Source organism: Rossellomorea sp. YZS02 (assembly GCF_033963925.1).
Lineage (GTDB): Bacteria > Bacillota > Bacilli > Bacillales > Bacillaceae_B > Rossellomorea.
In genome coordinates this window covers 17,986-42,312 of the sequence record NZ_JAXBLY010000009.1, presented here as the reverse complement: position 1 = coordinate 42,312, position 24,327 = coordinate 17,986, and the positions used below count along the sequence as shown (strand labels likewise).

General features: G+C 42.6%; 20 protein-coding genes. All 20 read right to left on the bottom strand.

The annotated features are described in order from the left end of the window. Window positions 1-134: 134 nt before the first annotated feature. The 20 genes from SLH55_RS10605 to flhA all read right to left on the bottom strand — a co-directional run bounded on the left by SLH55_RS10605 (window position 135) and on the right by flhA (window position 24,320). Window positions 135-4,454 (bottom strand): PolC-type DNA polymerase III, encoded by a 4,320-nt coding sequence (locus SLH55_RS10605; RefSeq protein WP_320323370.1) that lies wholly within the window; start codon window positions 4,452-4,454, stop codon window positions 135-137. Window positions 4,455-4,555: 101 nt separating this feature from the next. Next, a complete protein-coding gene (locus SLH55_RS10600) occupies window positions 4,556-6,259 on the bottom strand; it encodes a proline--tRNA ligase (RefSeq protein ID WP_219168837.1) in 1,704 nt (567 codons plus the stop codon). Window positions 6,260-6,406: 147 nt separating this feature from the next. After that, window positions 6,407-7,663, bottom strand: a complete 1,257-nt coding sequence (gene rseP / locus SLH55_RS10595) for an RIP metalloprotease RseP (RefSeq protein WP_219168838.1) — start codon at window positions 7,661-7,663, stop codon at window positions 6,407-6,409. A 121-nt stretch (window positions 7,664-7,784) separates the two neighbouring features. Further along, window positions 7,785-8,927, bottom strand: a complete 1,143-nt coding sequence (locus SLH55_RS10590; RefSeq protein ID WP_219168839.1) for a 1-deoxy-D-xylulose-5-phosphate reductoisomerase — start codon at window positions 8,925-8,927, stop codon at window positions 7,785-7,787. Window positions 8,928-8,971: 44 nt separating this feature from the next. Continuing rightward, window positions 8,972-9,757 carry a phosphatidate cytidylyltransferase gene (locus SLH55_RS10585; protein WP_219168840.1) on the bottom strand — a complete coding sequence of 262 codons (786 nt, stop codon included), beginning with the start codon at window positions 9,755-9,757 and terminating at the stop codon, window positions 8,972-8,974. After that, a complete protein-coding gene (locus tag SLH55_RS10580; protein WP_320323369.1) occupies window positions 9,757-10,548 on the bottom strand; it encodes an isoprenyl transferase in 792 nt (263 codons plus the stop codon). The genes SLH55_RS10585 and SLH55_RS10580 overlap by 1 nt, the downstream gene beginning before the upstream one ends. Before the next feature lie 231 nt (window positions 10,549-10,779). Further along, window positions 10,780-11,337 (bottom strand): ribosome recycling factor, encoded by a 558-nt coding sequence (gene frr, locus SLH55_RS10575; protein WP_098440752.1) that lies wholly within the window; start codon window positions 11,335-11,337, stop codon window positions 10,780-10,782. After that, window positions 11,337-12,062, bottom strand: coding sequence for a UMP kinase (gene pyrH, locus SLH55_RS10570; protein WP_206850915.1), 726 nt, complete (start codon window positions 12,060-12,062; stop codon window positions 11,337-11,339). The genes frr and pyrH overlap by 1 nt, the downstream gene beginning before the upstream one ends. A gap of 87 nt (window positions 12,063-12,149) precedes the next feature. Next, window positions 12,150-13,031, bottom strand: a complete 882-nt coding sequence (tsf, locus tag SLH55_RS10565) for a translation elongation factor Ts (protein ID WP_219168842.1) — start codon at window positions 13,029-13,031, stop codon at window positions 12,150-12,152. A gap of 151 nt (window positions 13,032-13,182) precedes the next feature. Next, window positions 13,183-13,890, bottom strand: coding sequence for a 30S ribosomal protein S2 (gene rpsB, locus SLH55_RS10560; RefSeq protein WP_034760179.1), 708 nt, complete (start codon window positions 13,888-13,890; stop codon window positions 13,183-13,185). Between the two features lie 159 nt (window positions 13,891-14,049). Beyond that, window positions 14,050-14,571 (bottom strand): hypothetical protein, encoded by a 522-nt coding sequence (locus tag SLH55_RS10555; RefSeq protein ID WP_320323368.1) that lies wholly within the window; start codon window positions 14,569-14,571, stop codon window positions 14,050-14,052. Window positions 14,572-14,692: 121 nt separating this feature from the next. Next, entirely contained in the window at window positions 14,693-15,451 is a 759-nt protein-coding gene (locus SLH55_RS10550; RefSeq protein WP_219168844.1) for a FliA/WhiG family RNA polymerase sigma factor, read from the bottom strand. A gap of 81 nt (window positions 15,452-15,532) precedes the next feature. Beyond that, on the bottom strand, window positions 15,533-16,030 hold the full coding sequence (locus tag SLH55_RS10545) for a chemotaxis protein CheD (RefSeq protein ID WP_320323367.1): 498 nt from the start codon (window positions 16,028-16,030) through the stop codon (window positions 15,533-15,535). After that, window positions 16,027-16,662 carry a chemotaxis protein CheC gene (locus SLH55_RS10540; protein ID WP_320323366.1) on the bottom strand — a complete coding sequence of 212 codons (636 nt, stop codon included), beginning with the start codon at window positions 16,660-16,662 and terminating at the stop codon, window positions 16,027-16,029. Before SLH55_RS10540 ends, SLH55_RS10545 begins: the two co-directional genes overlap by 4 nt. A gap of 14 nt (window positions 16,663-16,676) precedes the next feature. After that, on the bottom strand, window positions 16,677-17,123 hold the full coding sequence (locus SLH55_RS10535; protein WP_219168846.1) for a chemotaxis protein CheW: 447 nt from the start codon (window positions 17,121-17,123) through the stop codon (window positions 16,677-16,679). Between the two features lie 12 nt (window positions 17,124-17,135). Further along, window positions 17,136-19,181, bottom strand: coding sequence for a chemotaxis protein CheA (locus tag SLH55_RS10530; protein ID WP_219168847.1), 2,046 nt, complete (start codon window positions 19,179-19,181; stop codon window positions 17,136-17,138). A gap of 15 nt (window positions 19,182-19,196) precedes the next feature. Next, window positions 19,197-20,276, bottom strand: coding sequence for a protein-glutamate methylesterase/protein-glutamine glutaminase (locus SLH55_RS10525; protein ID WP_219168848.1), 1,080 nt, complete (start codon window positions 20,274-20,276; stop codon window positions 19,197-19,199). Between the two features lie 9 nt (window positions 20,277-20,285). Continuing rightward, window positions 20,286-21,143, bottom strand: a complete 858-nt coding sequence (locus SLH55_RS10520) for a MinD/ParA family protein (RefSeq protein ID WP_219168849.1) — start codon at window positions 21,141-21,143, stop codon at window positions 20,286-20,288. After that, a complete protein-coding gene (gene flhF, locus SLH55_RS10515) occupies window positions 21,124-22,287 on the bottom strand; it encodes a flagellar biosynthesis protein FlhF (RefSeq protein ID WP_219168850.1) in 1,164 nt (387 codons plus the stop codon). The genes SLH55_RS10520 and flhF overlap by 20 nt, the downstream gene beginning before the upstream one ends. Next, a complete protein-coding gene (gene flhA / locus SLH55_RS10510; RefSeq protein WP_219168851.1) occupies window positions 22,284-24,320 on the bottom strand; it encodes a flagellar biosynthesis protein FlhA in 2,037 nt (678 codons plus the stop codon). Before flhA ends, flhF begins: the two co-directional genes overlap by 4 nt. Between the last annotated feature and the right edge of the window lie 7 nt (window positions 24,321-24,327).

Below are 24,327 nucleotides of genomic sequence, written 5' to 3'. Positions count from 1 at the left end.
TCAAAAAATCTCCATGTAATAACGAAAGAGTGGGGTGCGACCCCACTCTTCTACCTTTAGAGCTATCTTTAGTATTTCCAATAAAAATATACCATAATCAACATTTTTATGCAAACAATTCCCATGGTATCAACTTAAAAGAGGGATAACTGATTCTTTTCAGGTAAAGCTTCCAGGCATCCGTGGTTGTCAAGATATTCTATAATGGTCTTGGATACGCGGCCTCTTTGTTGAAGGTCCTCTTTTGATAGGAATTCCCCATCTTTCCTTGCATTCACGATATTGATGGCAGCATTGGTCCCAAGTCCCGGTATAGAATTAAACGGAGGGATCAGTGTATCTCCATCGATCACAAACTCGGCGGCTTTTGAACGATAAAGATCTACTTTCTGAAACTTATACCCTCTTTCACACATCTCAAGTGCCAGCTCAAGGACCGTCAAAGTATTCTTTTCTTTCGGAGAAGCATCCAGGCCTTTACTATTGATTTCCTCTATCTTGGCTCTTACAGCCTGAGAACCTCTTACCATCGCTTCGATGTCGAAATCCTCTGCACGGACGGTAAAATAAGCCGCATAGTAAAGGAGAGCGTGATGGACTTTGAAATAAGCGATACGAACGGCCATTAATACGTAAGCTGCAGCATGGGCTTTCGGGAACATGTACTTGATTTTCAGGCATGAGTCAATGTACCAGTCAGGTACCCCGTTCTTCTTCATCTCTTCCACCCATTCATCCTGCAGACCCTTCCCTTTACGTACAAACTCCATGATTTTAAAGGCAAGTGAAGGCTCGAGCCCTTGATAGATCAGATATACCATAATATCATCACGACACCCGATCACTTCGCTCAGGTTGCATATGTTGTTATGAATGAGCTCTTGTGCATTTCCAAGCCACACATCGGTACCGTGGGAAAGGCCAGAAATTTGGACAAGCTCGGAAAAAGTTGTCGGCTTAGTATCTTCAAGCATCTGACGGACGAACCTCGTCCCGAATTCCGGGATACCTAGAGTACCGGTCTTACACATGATTTGCTCTTCCGTCACTCCAAGTGATTCGGTACCGCTGAAGATTTTCATCACTTCAGGATCATCTGTCGGAATCGTTTTAGGATCGATTCCCGACAGATCCTGCAGCATCCGTATGACAGTCGGATCATCGTGTCCAAGAATGTCCAGCTTCAAAAGGTTGTCATGAATTGAATGGAAGTCAAAATGCGTCGTTTTCCATTCCGAGCTCGAATCGTCCGCAGGAAACTGGATAGGTGAGAAATCATAGATATCCATGTAATCCGGCACTACGATGATTCCTCCCGGATGCTGTCCGGTTGTTCTTTTCACACCGGTGCATCCACTGACCAAACGATCAATTTCTGCCCCACGGATTTGGAGCTGATGATCATTCGCGTATCCCTTAACATACCCATAAGCGGTCTTTTCGGCAACAGTTCCGATTGTACCAGCACGGTATACGTTGTCCTCACCGAATAGAACCTTTGTATAGTTGTGGGCATTTGGCTGATACTCCCCCGAGAAGTTCAAATCGATATCCGGAACCTTGTCCCCTTTAAATCCAAGGAAGGTTTCAAACGGAATATCGTGACCGTCTTTTTTATAAGGAACTCCACAATCGGGGCAGTCCTTATTAGGCAGGTCGAATCCTGACCCCACTGATCCATCGTCAAAGAACTCGGATTTCTTGCAGGACGGGCATACATAATGAGGCGGTAAAGGATTTACTTCCGTGATTTCAGTCATGGTCGCTACAAAAGACGAGCCTACCGATCCACGTGAACCGACCAAGTATCCGTCATCCAGTGATTTCTTAACCAGCTTATGGGAGATCAGATAGATGACCGCGAAACCATGTCCGATGATACTCTTCAATTCTTTTTCAATCCTGGCTTCCACGATTTCAGGAAGCTCTTCTCCATAGATGCTTTTCGCCATAGCATAACTCATACGACGCATTTCTTCGTCTGCACCTTCGATTTTCGGTGTATAAAGATCATCTCTGATCGGCTTGATGACGTCTATCATATCGGCAATCTTATTGGAATTATCAACGACAATCTCTTTTGCCGTTTCTTTCCCCAAGAAGGAGAATGCATCGAGCATTTCATTCGTTGTCCTGAAGTGAACATCAGGGAGCTCATGGCGGTTCAAGGGATTCGCCCCACCCTGTGACCCGACCAGGATCTTACGATAAATCTTATCTGTTTCATGCAGGTAATGAACGTTTCCGGTCGCCACCACAGGCTTGTCCAATTTCCGGCCAAGCTCAACGATGTTCTGGATGATATCTTCCAGGTTCTTCTGACTTTGAACGATGTCTAATTCAATTAAATGCTGGTACACTTCTTTCGGATGAACTTCCAGATAATCATAGAATTGAGCCTTTTCTTCGACTTCTTCTTTCCCCTTCTGCATCATCCCTTCGAACACTTCACCTTTGTCACAACCAGAGCCAACGAGAATTCCCGCACGATACTTCTGTAATTGAGAACGTGGAATCCGGGGGACACGGAAGAAATAATTCATATGAGAAATGGATACAAGCTTATATAGATTTTTCAATCCTTCTTCCGTCTGAGCAATCAATGTACAGTGATACGGCCTTGACCGTTTGTATGAGTCCCCTTTCCCCATATAATCATTAAACTGTTTATGATTCGTGATTCCTTTTTCCACAGCATCTTTCAACATTTTCAGTAAAAGATATCCCGTTGTTTCGGCATCATAAATGGCCCTGTGATGCTGTGTCAATTCAATATCGAATTTCTTCGCCAATGTATTTAAGCGGTGGTTCTTGAATTGCGGGTACAGAAGCCTTGCAAGCTCGAGGGTATCAATGACTGGATTGGCAGCTTTCTGTATGCCGGCTTTTTGATATCCTGCATTCAGGAACCCCATATCAAAGGATGCATTATGGGCGACCAGTATATCGTCGCCTACCCATTTATGATATCTATGAAGAACATCATTGATTTCTGGAGCTGTTTGTACCATGTCATCTGTAATTCCCGTCAGCTCTATCGTCGTAGCGGATAACGGATGATGTGGATTGGCAAATGATTCGAATTTATCAATGACCTCTCCATCTTTGATCTTCACGGCTGCAAGCTCAATGATGGTGTCGTAAACCGCCGAAAGTCCGGTCGTTTCCACATCGAACACGATAAATGTGCTATCTTCAAGAGGAAGGTCACGGTCATTATAAGCAATCGGCACCCCATCATCCACAAGGTTAGCTTCCACACCATAGAGGAGTTTAATATCGTTTTTCTTACTTGCGTTGTAAGCTTCCGGGAAAGATTGCGCTACAGCATGATCCGTTATCGCAACAGCTTTATGCCCCCATTTTTTTGCTTGGGCAACCAGGCTAGCCACTGAAGAAACGGCATCCATCTGACTCATGGGTGTATGCATGTGAAGCTCTACTCTTTTTTCATCGGCCGGAGCCGTATCCAGTCTAAGAACAGGCTTAATTTCATTGACATCATTGGCGATCATGACAAGGTCGCGTACAAATGTATCATTTTGAATGCTGCCACGACAGCGGACCCACATCCCCTTTTTCATCATGTTCATGACGGCAGCGTCCTCTTTATCCCTGGAGAACATCTTAACGAGAATGGAACTTGAATAGTCCGTCACCTTAAAAGTCAGTAAAGTACGTCCGCTTCTGAGTTCCCTTGTTTCACAATCGAACACATATCCTTCGATGGCGATACGCCGTTCTTCATCATAAATCTCTTCAATTTTTCGGAAGTCAGCATCGTCCTTGATCGTGAGACCAAGTATGAACGGACCGCTCGGTGCATCACTTGCACCTTCTTTTTCGGCTTTTTCCATTTCAATAAGAGCCTGTTTCGCTCTTTCCTGGTCCTCTTTAAGCTTCTCTTCTAAAAATTTCTCATATTCGTTGTTTTGTTCTTCTACCTGACCTACCTCTGCATCGAGCACCAATTTAGGGAAACCGAAGTTTTCAAATGTCGAGGTAATCATATCACCATATTTCCTTTTCAACTGCGTAGCTTCTGTATCATTAGAAGCCTGAACAATTATTTTGTTTCCATTTATTTTAGGCTTTTGCGTATTTAATAATTTTAATAAGGGCGGAGATATTCCTTGGATTTCTTTCACACAGTCCTGCCAGTAATCCAAGATATGCTGATCCGTCACATTCGGATTCAACACCCTGATCGTATAGCCTACATTCGCGATATGTTTAAAGGATGTTTGCAGCGCGATGGAAAATTTGCTCCATACGTTACAAGGGATGATTTCTTCAAATGTGAAGTGAAAATGCCATTTCTTTTCCTTACGATAAACTGCCAACTTTTCAATTTCAGCGTGTCTGAAATACTGAACAAAGGCATCTTCTGTTAGGCCTAACTGCTGCAGCAGCAATTGAAACCTTTCTCTTTTGCCCAGGGGCTTCTCATCCATGTTCTTTTCCCCCATTTCTATTCGTGTATCATACTTGTTTACAGAATAAAAAGGGCTGACAGCAAAAGGATTGCCTCCTTTAAAGTCGAGCCCTCTTAGGTTTACGAAAGTGTCTTGAATAGTTCTTGCAGCTTGGTCAGGAGTTCATCTTTATGAACCTCCAACATCTCGCCGGTTTTTCTTACCTTTATTTCGACGATTCCTTCTCCCGCTTTCTTTCCGACCGTTATACGGATAGGGAGACCAATCAGGTCTGAATCGGCAAATTTAACGCCTGGACGTTCAGCTCGATCATCCATTAATACATCATACCTGTTTTCTTTGAATGAGGCATATAATTCGTTTGAAAGTGATTCTTGGGCTTCATCCTTCATGTTGATTGGAATTAAATGAAGGTCGAATGGCGCGAGATTCGCCGGCCATACAAGACCTCTATCATCATTGAATTGTTCTGCCACCGCGGCTAAGGTACGGGAAACCCCGATTCCATAGCACCCCATGATAATGGATTGAGATCGTCCGTTTTCATCCAGGAATGAGCTTCCTAAAGCTTCTGAATATCGCGTACCTAATTTGAAAACATGTCCAACTTCAATCCCTTTTGCAAATACAATCGTCCCATTGCCGTCAGGTGAAGGATCCCCTTCCTGAATAAAACGAAGGTCTGCATACTCGGATACCTCGAAGTCACGTACAGGGTTTACATTCTTAAAATGGTATCCTTCTTCATTTGCCCCTGCAACACCATTGCGAATGTATTTGACTGCCTGGTCCGCTACAATCTTTACAGGAAGTGAGCAGGGGCCGATTGATCCAATCTCACATCCGATAACCTTTTTCGTTTCTTCGGCTGACGCTAATTCAACCACATCGGCATTGAAAAGATTCTTCACTTTTATATCATTGATTTCGTGATCTCCACGGGATAACACCAATACATGTTCATCGTCGACTTTAAATAGAAGAGATTTAATGCATCGATCCTTCTCTACGGATAGGAAAGTCGATACTTCTTCTATAGACTTGCTTTCTGGCGTTGACACCTTTTCCAATGTCAACATTTCTTCATTTAATTCGTTGTATGAATCAACCACTTCAGCCATTTCGATATTCGCGGCATAATCAGATGAATCAGAATAGGCGATCGTATCTTCTCCAACCTCTGATAACACCATGAATTCATGGGTATCCTTACCGCCCATGGCACCGGAATCAGCGATGACCGCCCTGAAATTCAAGCCGCATCTACTGAATATATTGGAATATGCCTGAAATAATCCATCATATGTTTCGTCCAGGCTCTCAAAAGACGAATGGAAAGAATACGCATCCTTCATGATGAATTCTCTTCCCCTTAAAAGTCCGAAACGGGGACGTTTTTCATCACGGAATTTCGTTTGGATTTGATACATGGTTAGTGGCAGGCGCTTGTACGATTTGATTTCATCCCTCACTAAGCTTGTAATGACTTCTTCATGAGTGGCTCCAAGGGCAAATTCCCTGTCATGACGATCATTCATTCGCATCAATTCCGGTCCGTACGTTCCCCAGCGCCCCGATTCCTTCCATAGCTCAGATGGTTGGAGTGCAGGCATAAGCAATTCAACCGCACCTGCCGCGTCCAATTCCTCACGGATAATTTCTTCTACTTTTTTTAACACTTTATTTCCCAGCGGTAAAAAGCTATAGATACCACTGGCATTTTGTCTTATGAATCCTGCACGCAAGAGAAGCTGATGACTCTTAATTTCTGCATCAGCAGGTGTTTCTTTCAGCGTCGGGATGAATGTATTTTTTTGCTTCATCTACTAGCACCTCAGTTACCATATATATTATTTATGTAGTGTAAGAATTTCCTTTTCACTATTTTAACTTAAATGAACAGGCAGTGACACCCTCATTTTTTGATTACAAAGGGAGAAACTGCCTGTTTATGATTCATAGATTGAATTCTACAAGAAAAATCTCTGAATGTCGTTCCATGTAACGACTAGCATTAGTACCATGAGAAGGGCAAATCCGACAAAGTGGACCATCCCTTCCATTTGCCGATCAACCGGTTTCCCTCTAACAGCCTCAACCGCAAAGAATAGGAGTCTTCCTCCATCAAGGGCCGGGATCGGTAATAGATTCATGATCCCAAGGTTGATACTTAGGATGGCTGCCCATCTCATTAGATAGTATATTCCGGATTTCGCAACTACATCTGTTGACTGATAGATTCCGACAGGTCCCGATAAGGCGTCGATAGAAAATTCACCCGAAACCAGTTTCCCCAGAAGGACAAAAATCATTTTCGTCCATTCATATGTTTGCTGGGCACTGTTGGTGACCACTTTCAGTGGAGACTTTTCGACCGGGCTATGAACTCCAATGATCCCAATCTCTTCCCCCTCAATTTCCTGAGGTTTTGGTGTTACAGGAATCTCGGTGTTGGAACCCCCGCGGTCAACATTGAACCTGAGTTCATCTCCTGGATGCTTCTGAATGATGGTTACGATATCATCCCATGTGGAGATTTCTTTCCCGTCAATGCTAAGGACCACGTCATCCTTTTGAAGCCCTGACTCTTTCGCAGCACCGTCTTCAGTCAATTCTCCCAGTACAGGGTCATTTGTCGGTACCCCTTGTAATAGGCCGACAAGAATGAAGATAAAGAAAGCCAAAATAAAATTGAATAATGGTCCTGCAAAGATGGCCAACGCCCGCTGAGGAAGAGTCTTGGATGCGAACTGCCGGTCCCATGGGGCTATTTGCGTTTCCACACCATCTTCAATGAAAACAGCCTCTCTTGAAATAGAGAATGTTTTCAGCTCTTCCTCATCTTCTTCATATCCACGGATGTGAAGCCTGTGCTCTAAATCCGCTTCTTCCACTTCAATGACACGGATATTCGGATAGCGATCTTTGTTATTCAATACGATTTTAACAATCTTTTCATCCTGGTCCAATACAAGGCCAACACGATGACCTGCTTTAAGCTCCACCATTTCCGGATCTTCCCCCGCCATCCTGACAAAGCCCCCTAGAGGCAATAAGCGAATGGTGTAGGTTGTTTCATTTTTTTTGTAAGAGAAGACTTTAGGCCCGAATCCAATGGCAAATTCCCGGCAGAGAATCCCTGCGCGTTTAGCGAAAATCAGATGGCCCAGCTCATGAAAAAATACTAAAGCCCCAAAAATAACAATAAAGGCAATCACCGTTTGCAAATAAAAAACCACCTTTTTTATAACCTGTTCATAACAGATTTAAATGTTTAAGTTAAACTATAAGAAACATGTCCACTATCAGTCTACGCTCCTGCTCATCCAAACATGCGCAGTTAGTGCATTACACCCAGCTAGCAACGAGTCTGCGTGTCTGTAGATCGATTTCATGAATGGTATCAAGATCAGGGGTATGTATAACATCGTGTGCACTGAGCGCCTTTTCAATATATGTTTCAATATCCAGGAAAGATATCTTATTTTCCAGGAATAGCGCAACGCTTGCTTCGTTTGCCGCATTTAAAACGGTCGTCATACTGCCACCGATCCGTCCTGCTTCATAGGCAAAAGCCAGGCACCGAAAGCGATTCTGATCCATTTCTTCAAAGTGAAGCTTACCGATCTCAACAAGGTTGAGCCGTTTCCCTGGTCTTTGGATTCTGTCTGGATACGTGAGGGCATATTGAATCGGAACGCGCATATCCGGAGTCCCCAGTTGGGCCATCACAGATGAATCATGGAATTGAATCATGGAATGAATGATACTTTCTCTATGTTGCACGACATCAATTTGATCGTATGGGATATCAAATAACCAATGAGCCTCGATCACTTCCAACCCTTTGTTCATCATGGAGGCAGAATCAATGGTGATCTTTGCTCCCATTGACCAGTTGGGATGATTCAAAGCTTCATGAACCGTGACACCGATCAATTCTTCCCTCGTCCTATCCCTGAAACTGCCGCCTGATGCTGTAATGATTAACTTTTCTATATTCTTTTCTTTTTCCCCTTGAAGAGCCTGGAAAATGGCAGAATGTTCACTATCAACAGGCAGCAAGGTTGTTCCTTTGCGTCTTGCCGCTTCCATCACAAGATGTCCCGCGGTTACGAGGGTTTCCTTGTTGGCAATCGCAATCGTTTTCCCTGCCTCGATTGCTTGAAGCGTTGGATATAATCCCACACTTCCCAGTACAGCATTGACGAGGATGTCAGCGTCATGATGACACGCCACCTCTACCAACCCTTCTTCCCCATATAGTATCTTCACAGACGAGGGGATTTCCGTTGATAAGGTTTCGGCATCTTCTTTACGCTGAACAGAAACGAGTCTGGGATTGAATTCCGTGATTATTTTCCTGGCTTCTTCTATATTTTTACCAACAGACATGGCAGTCAGATTGAATTCTTCAGGATGCTCGCGAACGACGTCCAGAGTCTGAAGTCCTATCGACCCCGTAGCACCCATTAAACTGATATTCTTCAACTACTACACTCCTCCCGAATGAAACTCCCCCTTTTTTGTCCACGTTACAGCAGGAAATGAAGAAGGGGCAGTACAAATAGTAAACTATCGAAGCGATCCAGCATACCACCGTGACCCGGCAGGAGATTTCCTGAATCCTTTACTTTATAGTGTCTTTTTAAAGCAGATTCAACTAAGTCACCAACCTGTCCGAAAACAGATAGAATGGCGGTGACAATCACCAGCTTAGGGATGCTCATATCAAGGTCGGTGAAAAATGTCATAACGACTCCGACGATGACGGCACATACAATACCTCCAATAAAACCTTCAATGGTCTTATTCGGGCTAATTTCCGGCCAAAGCTTTTTCTTCCCCATTGCTCTTCCGATGAAATAGGCACCTGAGTCGGTTGCCCAAATGATAAATAATGCATAAAAAACGAACTGAACGCCTTCTTCTAAGCGGATTTCCATGAAGTAATAGAAACCGATACCGACATATAGAACACTAAGAAGAGAGAACGCCGCATCCTCGAAATTAAACCGATTCTTAGTCGCAACCGTATATGTTAAAAATAATAATACGGCAAGAAAAGCCAACTCAATTTTGGAATAGCCGAAATCTGATATGATCCCGATCGTTTCCGTCGGAATGAGGAAGACCCACAAAAGGGCGAGGGATAGTAATCCGGGAATGGTTAAAATCCATTGCCCCTTCATCTTTAAAGCCTCATATAAACTGATGGATGCGATCAAGTACATTAAAATGATAAATGGTGTTTCACCAAATATGATGATCGGTAAAAATATTGCTGCCGCTACCACTGCTGTAATAATTCTTTGTTTCATTAGGATTCCTCACTTTGTAACCCACCAAATCTTCTTGAACGACCTTGATATGCTTCAATGGCTTCAATTAAATGTTCCCTGCCAAAATCCGGCCACAGTACATCAGTAAAGAAGAACTCTGTATAAGCCAATTGCCAAAGCATAAAGTTACTTAAGCGGATTTCTCCACTCGTTCGAATAAGCAGGTCTGGATCTTTTAAGTCTCTTGTCATTAAATACTTTGAAAATACTTCTTCATTCAATTCTTCCTCATCTAGTATTCCATTCTGCACATCTTTTAAGACATGCTTCATGGAATAAATGATTTCCGAACGGCTGCCATAATTCAAAGCAAAATTCAGGATTAGTCCATCATTATGCTTAGTCGCTTCCATCGCTTTTGTAACGGCTGCCTTCGTATGATTCGGCAAGGCATCCGGCGAACCCATCATTTTCACTTGTACGTTCTCTTCCACCAGCTCAGGAAGAAACGTTCCTAAAAATTCCTCGGGCAGCTTCATAAGAAACTCAACTTCCATTTTAGGTCGTTTCCAATTCTCTGTCGAAAAAGCATATAAAGTCAAGGCTTCAAGTCCCAGTTCATTTGCCAGTTTGGTAATTCTACGCACACACTTCATACCTTCATGGTGTCCGGCTACCCTTGGCAAAGCCCTTTTCTTTGCCCACCTTCCATTACCATCCATAATGATCGCTATATGACCCGGAATCGGGTGTTTTAGTAATTCTTGGAATCGAACATCCTCTTCCCCGGAAGTTTGTTGTCGTTTCCATTGCTTAAGCTTGTTTAGCATAAAAAATCCTCCACCAACAATCCAAAAAATATTTGCCCTTACTATCATATCAAAAAACAAGGAAGATATCTTTAAGAAAATAGATTATGTATATTCGTATCCGGTTTGAACGTAGTGGCGTTAGGGATCCACCCTAAATGACCTAAACAACAAACTAAATACCAAGGGACCGCCCCATAAGGAATATAAGTTCACTTATAGGTCGGCCCCCCGGGATTCGTTTATGAAAGATTATACTTCCAGCATTTCTTGTTCTTTATCTTTTGCAATATTATCAATCTTGACGATGCTTTCGTCTGTTGCCTTTTGAACATCATCTGAGTATCCACGAAGATCATCTTCAGTGATGTCGCCGTTTTTCTCTTTTTTCTTCAATTCATCGTTTGCATCTCGGCGAATATTGCGGATAGCCACCTTTGCATCTTCTGCTTCTTTTTTCACTAACTTTACGAGCTCTTTACGGCGCTCCTCCGTTAATGCAGGAACCACGATGCGGATGATGTTCCCATCACTTGTAGGTGTAATCCCAAGGTCTGACTTCAGGATTGCCTTTTCAATGTCCCCTAAAGCTGATTTATCATAAGGCTGGATAACAAGCATACGGGCTTCAGGAATTGAAATACCTGCTAATTGATTAACCGGTGTCGGTGCACCGTAGTAATCAACCGAGATCTTGTCGAGAAGAGAAGCATTAGCTCTTCCTGCACGGATGCTTGCTAGCTCACGTGAGAACGTTTGAATGGCTTTTGTCATTCTTTCTTTTGCATTTGTTATGATCGTGTTTGGCATCATGATTTCCCCCTTACGATTGTACCAATATTTTCACCGGTGATGGCTCTCTTAATATTCCCATTCTCCATAATAGAGAATACAATAAGTGGAATATCATTGTCCATACATAGTGAAGAAGCTGTTGAATCCATTACGGCAAGACCTTCTTTCAGGACATCTAAATAAGAAAGTTCTTCATATTTAACAGCACTTTCGTCCTTTTTAGGATCTGCAGAGTACACACCATCTACGTTGTTCTTAGCCATAAGGATGACTTCCGCTTCGATTTCAGCTGCTCGAAGTGCTGCAGTTGTATCAGTAGAGAAGTATGGGTTACCCGTACCTGCTGCAAAGATCACAACACGTTTCTTCTCTAAGTGACGAATGGCTCTGCGTCTAATGTACGGCTCTGCAACTTGTCGCATATCTATGGAAGTTTGGACTCTCGTTTCGATTCCCAGCTGTTCAAGGCTATCTTGAAGGGCCAAGGAATTCATAACGGTAGCAAGCATCCCCATATAATCTGCAGATGCACGGTCCATTCCCATTTCACTGCCTATTTTACCACGCCAGATATTTCCTCCGCCAACGACAACTGCCACTTCTACATCAAGTTCGGCAATTTCTTTAACTTCCTCTGCTACATTTTTAATGACAGAAGGATTGATTCCGAAGCCATCATCACCCGCTAATGCTTCTCCACTAAGTTTCAGAACGACACGTTTGTATTTTGGAACGCTCATGGGAACCTCCATAAAATAGAATTTTTCTTGAAAAATAGGGAACACGCTAGGTGTTCCCTACTAAAAATTGTTCAACTTTATCTGATCTTACTTGTTTACTTGGTTCATTACTTCTTCAGCGAAGTTTTCTTGACGCTTCTCAAGACCTTCTCCAACTTCGTAACGAGTGAAATCAGTTAAAGTAGCTTTATTTGCTTCAAGGTATTGACGTACTTTCTGATCTGGGTTCTTAACGAATGTTTGATCCAGGATGCAGATATCCTCGAAGTATTTACCAAGACGGCCTTCCACCATTTTCTCAACGATGTTCTCAGGCTTTCCTTCGTTTAACGCTTGTTGCTTAAGCACTTCACGCTCACGTTCCACTTCTTCAGCAGAAACCTGATCGCGTGATACATACTTAGGATTTAACGCTGCAGCGTGCATCGCAACGTCTTTCGCTACACTTGCATCAGTAGTGCCTTCTACCACTGTAAGAACAGCGATACGACCACCCATATGCAGGTATTCACCGAATGCAGCGTTGTCGCCCTTAGTACGGATTTCAAAACGACGTAATGTGATTTTTTCTCCGATTTTTGCGATTGCAGCGTTGATGAATTCAGTTACAGTTGAACCATTTGCCATTTTTTGCTCTAGTGCTTCTTCAACAGAAGCAGGTTTGTTTGCAAGAAGATGGTCAGATAGTTCTTTAACAAGGTTTTGGAAGTTTTCGTTTTTCGCAACGAAATCTGTCTCTGCGTTCACTTCAAGAATGATTGCAGTGTTTCCTTCACTAGCGATGTACGTAGTTCCTTCAGCTGCGATACGGTCCGCTTTCTTAGCTGCTTTCGCAATCCCTTTTTCACGTAGGAAGTCAATTGCTTTGTCCATATCTCCGTCAGTTTCTGTTAACGCTTTTTTACAATCCATCATTCCAGCGCCCGTTTTTTCACGAAGTTCTTTAACCATTTGTGCAGTAATTGCCATTGTAGGTTTCCTCCTTAGTTTGACTATGTAGACTTTATTCACCGTTTGGTGAAAGTCATAAAATGTACTGCCTCTATAGTAGAGTGCAGTAGATGTGAATACTCTTTAAAAAAAGGTGATAAGGGTAAGCCCTCTTATCACCTTTCATTCATTACTCAGCTGCTACAGCTGCTTCTTCACCTTGTTTAGCTTCTAGGATAGCGTCAGCCATTTTACCTGTAAGAAGCTTAACTGCACGGATTGCATCATCATTCGCAGGAATGACAACATCGATTTCATCCGGATCACAGTTTGTATCAACGATACCCACGATAGGGATATGAAGTTTACGAGCTTCTGCTACTGCGATACGCTCTTTACGAGGGTCGATGATGAATAATGCATCAGGTAGCGTGTTCATATCTTTGATTCCGCCTAGGAATTTAACTAAGCGTTCATGTTCTTTTTTAAGTTGAACTACTTCTTTCTTCGGAAGCACTTCAAAAGTTCCATCTTCTTCCATCTTTTCGATGTTTTTAAGACGTGTAATACGTTTTTGGATTGTTTCGAAGTTTGTAAGGGTTCCACCTAACCAACGTTGGTTGATGTAGTACATACCAGCACGTTCTGCTTCTTCTTTAACAGACTCTTGTGCTTGTTTTTTTGTTCCAACGAAAAGAACTTTACCGCCGTTACCAGCTAATTCTTTCACGAAGTTATAAGCTTCTTCAACCTTTTTAACTGTTTTTTGAAGGTCGATGATGTAGATGCCGTTACGCTCAGTGAAGATGTATCTCTTCATTTTTGGGTTCCAACGGCGAGTTTGGTGTCCGAAATGTACACCAGCTTCTAGCAATTGTTTCATAGAAATTACTGACATGTGTGTTTCCTCCTAAATGGTTTTTGTTTTCTCCTCCGTTTCCGTCATCTTGTAGTAGAAACTATCCACCTAAGATAGCACCATCTACCTCAATCGAGAAACGTGTGTGATAACACCATGAATACTATAGCATACCTGCACCAGCCAATCAAGGACTTCCTACATAATTTGACGAAATTTCAGTAACAACTCAATTTCTGTCTTGCCCTTTCCAACAGACTTTGCTATTTCTTCTATGGACATACCCATCTTGTTCATAGAGAGGATTTGATGAAGGAGGGGATCATGCTTCGATTTACCGGGTTTCGTATCCAAATGATCAATGGGCTCAGACTCAGGACCTTTCGTCTCAAGATATGCCTCCGATGCACGTTTATATCCGGTTCCAGTCCATTTCGATTTCTTCATTGCATTAGCATTAGGTTCCGGATTATTTCCTTGCGGTGGATTTTTTTCTTCGGTGTCGTTATGCATTTGAGATTTCATGTTCCGTATAAATTCATCATTTTCTTCCTTCATTTCGATCAGATATGCTGAAATGACGTCTTCCATTTCAGCAATAATCTTCTTCTGGTTTTTTTCCACTTCGGAATACCGGTTTTGTCTGGAGTATAGTATGACAATTGAAAGCAGACAAACGATATTGAGAAGAAAGGATAAAAATAGTAGAAACGCAACCATGTTATCACCTTATCTTTTGTATTTACTACATGCAGTTCGCATTCTCACTTGGCAGTAAAAGGACTGCCCCCTAATGTTCCATCTTGGGAGAGTCCAACCGTCTTTTCGAACCTTTCTGATATTACGATCCCAGCAGTTTTCGTAATTTGAAAATGGATTTTGAATGGATCTGTGAAATTCGAGATGTTGATAACTTCATCACTTCCCCTATTTCTGTCAGAGTAAGTTCTTCCTTGTAGAATAAACTTAGTACAAGCTGCTCTTTCTCTGAAAGGGTTTCAATCATTCTTTCTAATTCAGCCAGTTTTTCACCCTTCAAAACTTCTTCCTCGGGTGAAATGGTTTTGTGATCTTTAATAGAGTAGTTCTGAGATTCATGATCCTCATCAGTCAATTGCTCATCCATGGAGAGAACATTGGCAAAGAAATGTTCATTTGTGGTTTGGTAAACTTCCTCAGGTGTCATCTCCAGGGAAGCTGCTACTTCATCGGCAGTCACGTGGCGTAAAAGCGATTGTTCCATTTCCACGGTCTTAGCCTCGATTTTTTTTGCCCGGTCCCTCGTAGAACGTGGAAGCCAGTCTTCTTTCCTAAGACCGTCAAGAATGGCTCCTCTGACCCGAAAGGAGGCGTATGTATCAAACTTTAAATCCCTTGAAGGGTCAAACTTCTGAAGAGCATCCAATAATCCCATCAACCCAAGACTCTTTATATCTTCTCTAGAGACGTTCCTTGGCAACCCAACGGAAATTCGCTGAACATGATACGACACCAGGGGCATGTACTTCTTCACTAACATATCCCCCGCTTCAGTATCACGACTGTTTATCCATTTCTCCCAATATTTTTGTTCATCTGTTCGAGTGGGTTGTTGAGACATAAGAATCCTCCTTGCTAACTATTTTCTTTCGCGGGAACGGTTGGCTTCTTGATCATTTAAACTGAAATGGGATCCATACCTTCATAATTCCTTCGTCCCTTCATTGACTGTCCGGACCTGGAGAATCCTTGTTGAGGTGAAGAATTCGATGGTTCTCCCTTTGTTGCCCCCTATATCCTCTGCAACTACCGGAACTTTATATTTTAAAAGGGTTTCTCTTACGGCTTCTGCATTCCTCGGTCCAATCCTCATCACATCACTCTTGGATTGGAATTGAAACATCTGCGCACCACCCGCCATTTTGCACTGAAGTCTATTCAAGTTTGCTCCCCGGTTTTTTAACTGTCGTATGAGCTCTTCAATTCCTGTATCGGCATATTTGGCCAAATTGAGTGTTTGATCATTCCCCAATGAAGAATAGGGAAGCATTACGTGAACCATTCCGGCAAGCCCAATAAGCTCATCGTACAAAACGACCCCTACGCATGACCCAAGACCCGAGGTACGAATCGAGCTTCCGTTCATGGCGATATTCATATCTGCGATTCCTACCTTGACTACAGAGCCTGTGATCATCATAGCTTTACACCCAATGCCAGAAATATGATTTCTAATGATTCCGGGTCGGGCAACAGGAAAAAATGTCCTTTAACACTTTCAGACTCATCCACTTCCTCTTCTTTCAAGGCAGTGTCTATGACGATTGCATAGTCACTTACCTGCGAGATTTCCAGAAGTCCGAAGCCTATGATCGCACCTGCCATATCGACAGATAAAGCAGGTACGGATGGTAATAGCTTAAGGCTTGTGAAATCAGACAGAGATGACAAATAAGAACCCGAAAGGATATTTCCAAGTTCCTGCATGGCAGATAACCCCAGCTCTGAATAGGGAGGGTCGCTAAATGAAAAGGAACGATCGTTAATCATGGTCCTGATATACACGGACGCCTCATCAAGGGGCAACAAGAAGAACATACTTCCCGGTGCTTCCCCTTCGATTCTAAGAAATACACTTACGACAACGTTATCGGGTCCTCCTGCCATATCCATCATCTCATCAAATGACACGACTTTAACGCTGGGTACTTTCATATCGATCTTTTTGTCAAGAAGCGTTGATAGGGCGGTCGCTGCATGACCAGCCCCAATGTTTCCGATTTCTTTCAATATATCCAAGTGCATTGAAGTTATTTTTTTTTCATAGCCCAAACCTATCCCTCCTTTTAGATGGATTCAAGAATTTTATCTAAATGGATAAGGATCAGGAGTCTCTTGTTCTGTTTTACAACTCCACCTATGTACTCAGCCTCTAATACACCAACTACTTCGGGTGAAGGTTCGATCGCTTCTCTTGAGACATCCAGTACATCATTGGCAGCGTCCACGATCAATCCAACTTCTTTATCGTCTAATCCTGCAATGATCACTCGCGTACTCTCCGTTGGTTCTGTTGGCGGTAATTCAAACCGGCTCCTTAGATCAATTATTGGTGTAACCACTCCACGTAAATTAATAACACCTTTTACATAGGAGGCGGTCCTTGGAACTCTGGTAATATGTTCAAGCTTCTCTATGGATTTGACTTGATTCACAGGTATGGCATATTCCTTGTCAACCAATTGAAAAACAATAAGCTTTAAATCTTCCACTGCATCTACTATTTCACTCATTACCCGTACCCCCTACTTTATTAATGCATTACAATCAACAATCAGTGCAACCTGTCCGTCTCCCAGAATAGTTGCACCTGAAATCGCAAAGACTTCATTTAAATAATTCCCTAATGATTTCAATACAACTTCCTGCTGACCAATAAAGGAATCAACGACCAGCCCGGCCATTTTCTCTCCTTTTCGTACGATGACCACAGAATATAACTCTTCTTCCTTTGAATGTTTCGGTACTTCAAACACATCCTCAAGAAATAGTAACGGCACAACTTTCCCTCTAAAGTCAATCACTCTCTGATTATGTGCTTTCATGATTTCTTCCTTTTTCACAATAGCGGTTTCAATTATAGAAGAGAGAGGGATGGCATACTTTTCATTTTCGATTTCAGTAAGCATGACAGAAATGATTGATAATGTGAGCGGCAGTTGGATGGAAAATAATGATCCTTGTCCAACCGTGGAGTCTATTGTAATTGAACCTCCAAGCGACTCTATCGTCGCTTTTACTACATCCAATCCGACACCCCTTCCGGAAATATCCGAAATCTGTTCAGCTGTAGAAAAGCCCGATGCCAGAATGAGCTCGTAGATTTGTCTATCTGATAAGGTTTTGGCTGTTTCTTCTGAAACAATACCTTTCTGGATAGCCTTTTCGAGGACCCTCTCTTTGTTGATCCCCGCTCCATCATCTTCAAGTTCGATAAACACATGATTTCCGCTATGATACGCTTTTAACTTGACGGTTCCCTGTTCGGATTTACCATTTTTGACACGGACTTCAGGATTTTCGATTCCATGGTCCAGGGCATTTCGGATTAAATGGACAAGGGGATCCCCGATTTCATCAATCACGGTCCGATCAAGTTCCGTCTCAGCACCTATGATTTCCAATTCGATTTTTTTATTCAGGTCTCTTGCCAGCTGCCTGACCATGCGTGGGAAACGGTTAAATACCGTCTCTACAGGTACCATACGCATATTGAGAATAATGTTCTGCAGGTCGCCTGATATTCTCGTCATCCTCTCCACCGTTTCATTCAACTCTGGATTATTTAAATCCCTTGAGATTTGTTCAAGCCTTCCTCTGTCGATGACAAGCTCCTCAAAGAGATTCATTAGAACATCGAGTCGTTCAATGTTCACCCGAATCGTTTTGCTAGAAGGGGCCGATTGTTTCGATACGTTTCCGGCCGGTTTATTTGCTTGATCCTCACTACGACCTTTTTCCACTTGCACTTTTTTTGCAGGCTCTGTTATTGAATCTTCTGGTTTATTCTGATTCTGAAGGTGCTCTGCCGTCAGCTCTAGAACAGTGACTTCCTCAACTTCAGATACTTTTCGCACATGATTCTCTAAGTCAATTGCCTCTTCTTTCGATACAACAGCTATAACGAAAGAATGATCGAACTGCTCCTCTTCAAGCTGATCAACCGTGGGTAGGGATTTAATGACCTCACCCATTTTTCCAAGTACTTCGAAAACCATATATACCCGGGCTGCTTTAAGCAGACAATCCTCCCGCAAGGTAACGGAAATTTCAAAGCATCGGAACCCCTGCTCATAGGATTCCTGAATAACCGTTTGTTCGAAAGCTTCGTACTGCATGGATAACAATTCTATGTCAGTCGTTGCGGCAGCCGCAGCGACCTCATTCAATGCGTGAGAGGAAGGAATCGTCTCTCCTTTTTCAATTGCCTGGAGCATGGCTACTACTTCCGTTACATCCCGCTTACCATCTCCTCCATCTGCAATGGAAAACACCATGGCTTCAAGATCATCGACGGACTTAAACACAATGTCGAGTATTTCGGGTGTTACCTTTATTTTTTCGTTTCTGATGGCATCAAGGACATTCTCCATTTTATGTGTAAGGTTAGCTAAATCCTCAAACCCCATCGTGGCAGACATCCCTTTTAAGGTATGAGCTGACCGAAAGATCTCATTAACGATTGCAAGATCTTCCGGTTTTTTTTCCAGTTCCAGCAGCTGTTCATTACAGGTTTGCAGATTTTCTTTGCTCTCTTCTATAAATACTTCTAAATATTGACTCAATTCCATATATTCCACACCTCTCTAATCCATGTACGTCATTATTGATCGAGGAATATTCCCGATATGTTCCACCCTGTCAACTAGCTTTGTTGCGATTGCCGATTTCGGCATCCCAAACACAATACATGTCTCTTTTGATTCTGCAATGGCCCGCACATTTCCGCGTTCTTTAAGCTTAATCAACCCTTCGGAACCATCAGAACCCATACCTGTCATGATGACGGATATTTTGCTGTAATTCCGAATCAGACTAGCAGACTCGAACAATATATCCACAGAGGGTCTATGGCCATTTCTAGGTGCTTCATCCTTTGAAAGCTGAATCGATAGAGTCTTTCCATTTTCCATTATTCTGGTGTGGAAACCACCTGGGGCAATATAGGCTGTGCCATTTTGAAGAACTTCCCCATCTTCGGCTTCCTTTACATGAATGGCAGATTGACCATCTAAACGGTCAGCGAGTGATTTTGTAAATCCCGGAGGCATATGTTGTACCACAACGATTGGCGCTTTCAGCTGATGCGGCAATGCTGTCAACACGTTTTGCAGAGCGCGTGGGCCTCCTGTCGATGTCCCAATTAATATTAACTTAGGGGGATTTAATCCCATGTGACGGTCAATTGATAAAGGCTCTGTATCTTCACTCACGGTTGATAAAGGTGCACACGTTGATTTCTTTTGGTACACATCCCTTATTTTCGTAACATTCACCTTACTTGCTGACACTACTTTCTCTACCAGCTCTTCTTGAATCTTATGAAGGTCCAAGGAAATGGTACCAGAAGGTTTCGCGATGAAATCAACGGCACCAAGCTCCATGGCTTTGACGGTTTCCTCCGTCCCTTCTTTCGTTGTAGAAGAAATCATCACAACAGGTACCGGGCATTCCTCCATGATGCGCTTCAAAGCTTCGATCCCATTCATCTTGGGCATCTCCACATCAAGGGTGACGACATCGGGATGGAATTTCTTTATCTTCGTGATCGCGTCTTCTCCATTCCTTGCAATGCCAATCACTTCTAGTTCACCTGTGGCCGTTAAAAAATCACTAATCAGCTTCCTCATAAATGCTGAATCATCTACAACTAAAACCTTTTTCATTCAGGACTTTTACCTCCCAAAAAATAATTTTCGAATCGTCTTTACAAAGCCTGTTCCTTTAGTACCCTGATATTCCGTTCCCGTTAGATGGTGAACCATCGCTCGAAGACTCAACGACATCACTGAAGATGGATGACCTACGACAATCGGCGTTTGATTGATGACGGCCTTCCTGACTGCTGAATCCTCTGGAAGGACTCCAAGTGATACGATTTCTTTATGCAGAAACTTCCTGACGGTTTCTTGTAATCTAGTAATCGTTTCAAGACCTTCTTTTTTGAACTCCGCCCGATTGCATATGAGATAAAACGGTTTTTCCCCATCTCTTAAATAAATATATTTCATCATAGAATAGGCATCGGTTACAGATGTTGGTTCAGGAGTCGTAACAACGATGATTTCATCCATTGCTAGGAGAAACTCCAGTGTTTCTCTTGTAGCACCTGCACCCATATCAAAAAGAATATAATCATAATGATGAGTCGCATAATCCATCACCTCGAAGAAGCGTTGTACTTGCTTCTCCTGCCAATCCACTATATTCTTCAAGCCATTCCCGCCGCTTATGTAAGAAATACCATGAACATTCTCACATATAATCGTGTCGATTTCTAGTACTTTTTCCTCAATATAATCCATTATTGAGTAGGTATGATGACTCCCTAGTAAAATATGAATATTCCCCATCCCTATATCCAGATCAAACAGGAGCACCTTTTTATTCTCTTTAGCAAGAAGAATGGAGAGGTTCGTCGATATATTCGATTTACCAACCCCTCCCTTTCCACTTACAATTGCGATCGTCTTAGCAGGAACCGAGTCTGTCAGGAGCATTTTCCTCCTTAAGTTATACGCTTGATCTTTCATGGCAGAATCCTTTCATAAGCAATCGAACGATTTCATCCTCATTCACTTCTGTAATATCTTCGGGGACATCCTGGCCATTTGTTACATAAGCTGCACCAATACCCGCTTCAGACATCATATTGATCATTGATCCGTAGCTCGACGTCTCATCTAGTTTCGTAAAAATAAACCGATCGATATGAATCGAAGAAAATTGGGAAATGATCTCCCTCATGTCTTTTTCTTTACTTGTTAAGGATAGAACCAGATAGGTTTCCATCTGATGATCAAAATCAATGACTTTTTGCAAATCCTCTACATATTTCTTTTCCCTGAAGTTACGACCCGCCGTATCAATGAAAACATGATCGTAGTCCATGAATTTATCGATCGCTTTCTTAAAGTCCTCTATTTTATAAACGACTTCAACCGGCACATTCAGAAGACCTGCGTAGGTTTTTAATTGCTCAATCGCAGCGATCCGGTATGTATCTGTCGTGATGAAGGCGATTTTCATCCTTCTTTCAATCACTGCTTCTGCAGCCATCTTGGCGAGCGTCGTTGTTTTTCCCACCCCTGTAGGACCTATGACATTAATATATTTTCGTTTATAGCTTATTCCTCCATATTCAATTCCTTTTAAATGATGATGAAGAAAATGCTTCACTTCTCTGGTAGCCCACTCATCCCGTCTGTCCACTGGCAGCGTTCCGGCTTGGATCTTTTTTTCCAACTGGTCTCCCAGTTGAAACAAAGTTGAATCACTCACATCATGGTTCATTAGGTGAAAAAGGATATCCTGCACTCCCTCAGTGAATGTTTCAAATCGATTTTTAGATTTCAGGGTGGTAATCATTTGTTTCAATTCCTTTAATTCCGCTTCAACCGATGAATTAGATTCATAGTTTTCCTTTTTCTCATTAGCCGGCTGAATGATTGATTTCGAAGCGGTCTTCGTTTTCACTCTGCTGATTTCCATCTTTTCATTTTCAACATCTGGATCTATGGCAGCGATGACTTCAATCATTTTTTTCTTAAACAACCCCATGAATCCGCCTATGTAGGTGACTTTAGAATTTAATATGACTGCATTTTCTCCCAGTTCAGACCTAACCTTCTTCATGGCTTCACTCATTGTTGAAGCAGAATATTTCTTTACCTTCATCCTATATTCACCACCCCTAAACTTTGTACTTCAACATTTGCCTCTAATTCGTTATACGATATGATCGGAACCTGTGGAAAATATCTTTCCGTCAGCTGTCTAACGTACATTCTCACTGCTGGTGAACACAGAATGACGGGAGATTCTTCCATCAGGGACAGCTGCTCTACTTGATTTGCAACAGCTTCCAAAATGCCCTGCGAGTCATTTGGATCCATGGATAAATAATTGCCATGTTCCGTTTGCTGAATGGAATCCGCTATCATTTTTTCCACCTTGCCGCTCATGGTGACCACCTTTAATGAAGTATCACCCTGAACATATTGATTCGTAATCTGTCTTGCGAGTGATTGCCTTACATACTCTGCTAATAAATCTGTATCCGAACTCATCTTCCCATAATCTGCGAGAGTTTCAAAAATGATAGGTAGATTGCGAATAGATACATTCTCTTTTAATAGTTTGGAAAGGACCTTTTGCACTTCCCCGACTGTTAATGGATTCGGGGTCACTTCCTCAACAAGGATCGGGTAAGATTCCTGCAGATGATCAATGAGTTGCTTCGTTTCCTGTCTGCCGAGGAGTTCGTGAGCATTGTTCTTGATCATTTCCGTAATATGAGTCGAGACTACAGATGGAGGATCCACTACTGTATAGCCAAAGATCTCTGCCTGCTCCTTCATTTCTTCTGAAATCCATTTAGCTGGAAGTCCAAATGAAGGCTCGATGGTATCGATTCCTTCAATGGAATCATCTTCCACCCCAGGACTCATGGCTAAGTAATGATCTAAGAGCAACTCGCCACGGGCCATTTCATTCCCTTTGATTTTCAACCGGTATTCGTTGGGCTGAAGCTGAATATTATCCCGGATCCTGACAACAGGGATGACAAGGCCAAGTTCTATGGCCAATTGCCGCCTGATCATGACGATCCTGTCGAGGAGGTCTCCTCCCTGATTTGTATCAGCTAATGGAATCAATCCATATCCGAACTCAAATTCAATTGGGTCGACATTCAGAAGATTCACTACGCTTTCAGGACTCTTCATCTCATCCTGCTCTACTTCTTCTTCCATTTCCATCAGGTCTGTTTCATTCTCTTTAGGTGATCTCGATAGCATGTATCCACCGACCCCTAACAGGGCGGCAACAGGGATTGTTAAGATATCATTGATGGGAGTAGCGACACCGAGCATAAAAATCGTGAAAGCAGATACATAGAGCATGACGGGATACGCAAGCAGCTGGTTCATAATATCCTGACCAAGATTTCCTTCGGATGCGGCCCTCGTGACCACAATTCCTGTGGCTGTCGAGATCAAAAGTGCCGGAATTTGACTGACGATCCCATCTCCCACGGTAAGCAGTGAATAGCGGGTTGCCGCCTCTGCAATCGGAAGCCCCTGCTGAGTCATTCCGATGATGATCCCGAAAATTAGATTGATCATGACAATGACAATTCCTGCAATCGCATCACCCTTTACAAATTTAGAAGCACCGTCCATTGCACCATAGAAGTCGGCTTCTTTCCCCACTTTCTCACGTCGATTCCTTGCATCATGCTCAGAGATCATACCAGCATTTAAATCGGCATCGATGCTCATTTGTTTCCCCGGCATAGCATCGAGGGTAAAGCGTGCGGCAACCTCAGATACACGTTCGGATCCTTTCGTTATGACGATAAATTGAATGACAATCAATATGATGAATACCACAAGTCCGACAAGTATATTTCCACCTACAACGAATGTTCCAAAGGTTTCCACAACGTCCCCCGCTTCACCCTTACTAAGGATTGATCTCGTTGTGGAAACATTTAGACCCAATCTGAAAAGCGTCAATAGTAATAATAGCGATGGAAATATAGAAAACTGTAAAGGTTCATTCATATTCATGGAAATTAGGAGGACAAGTAAGGCAAGTGAAATATTAATAATGATCAATAAGCTCAATAACCACGATGGGAAGGGAATGATAAGCATGGCAACGATTAATATGACACTTGCTAGTACGGATAAATCTCTTGCTGACATTGTTTCT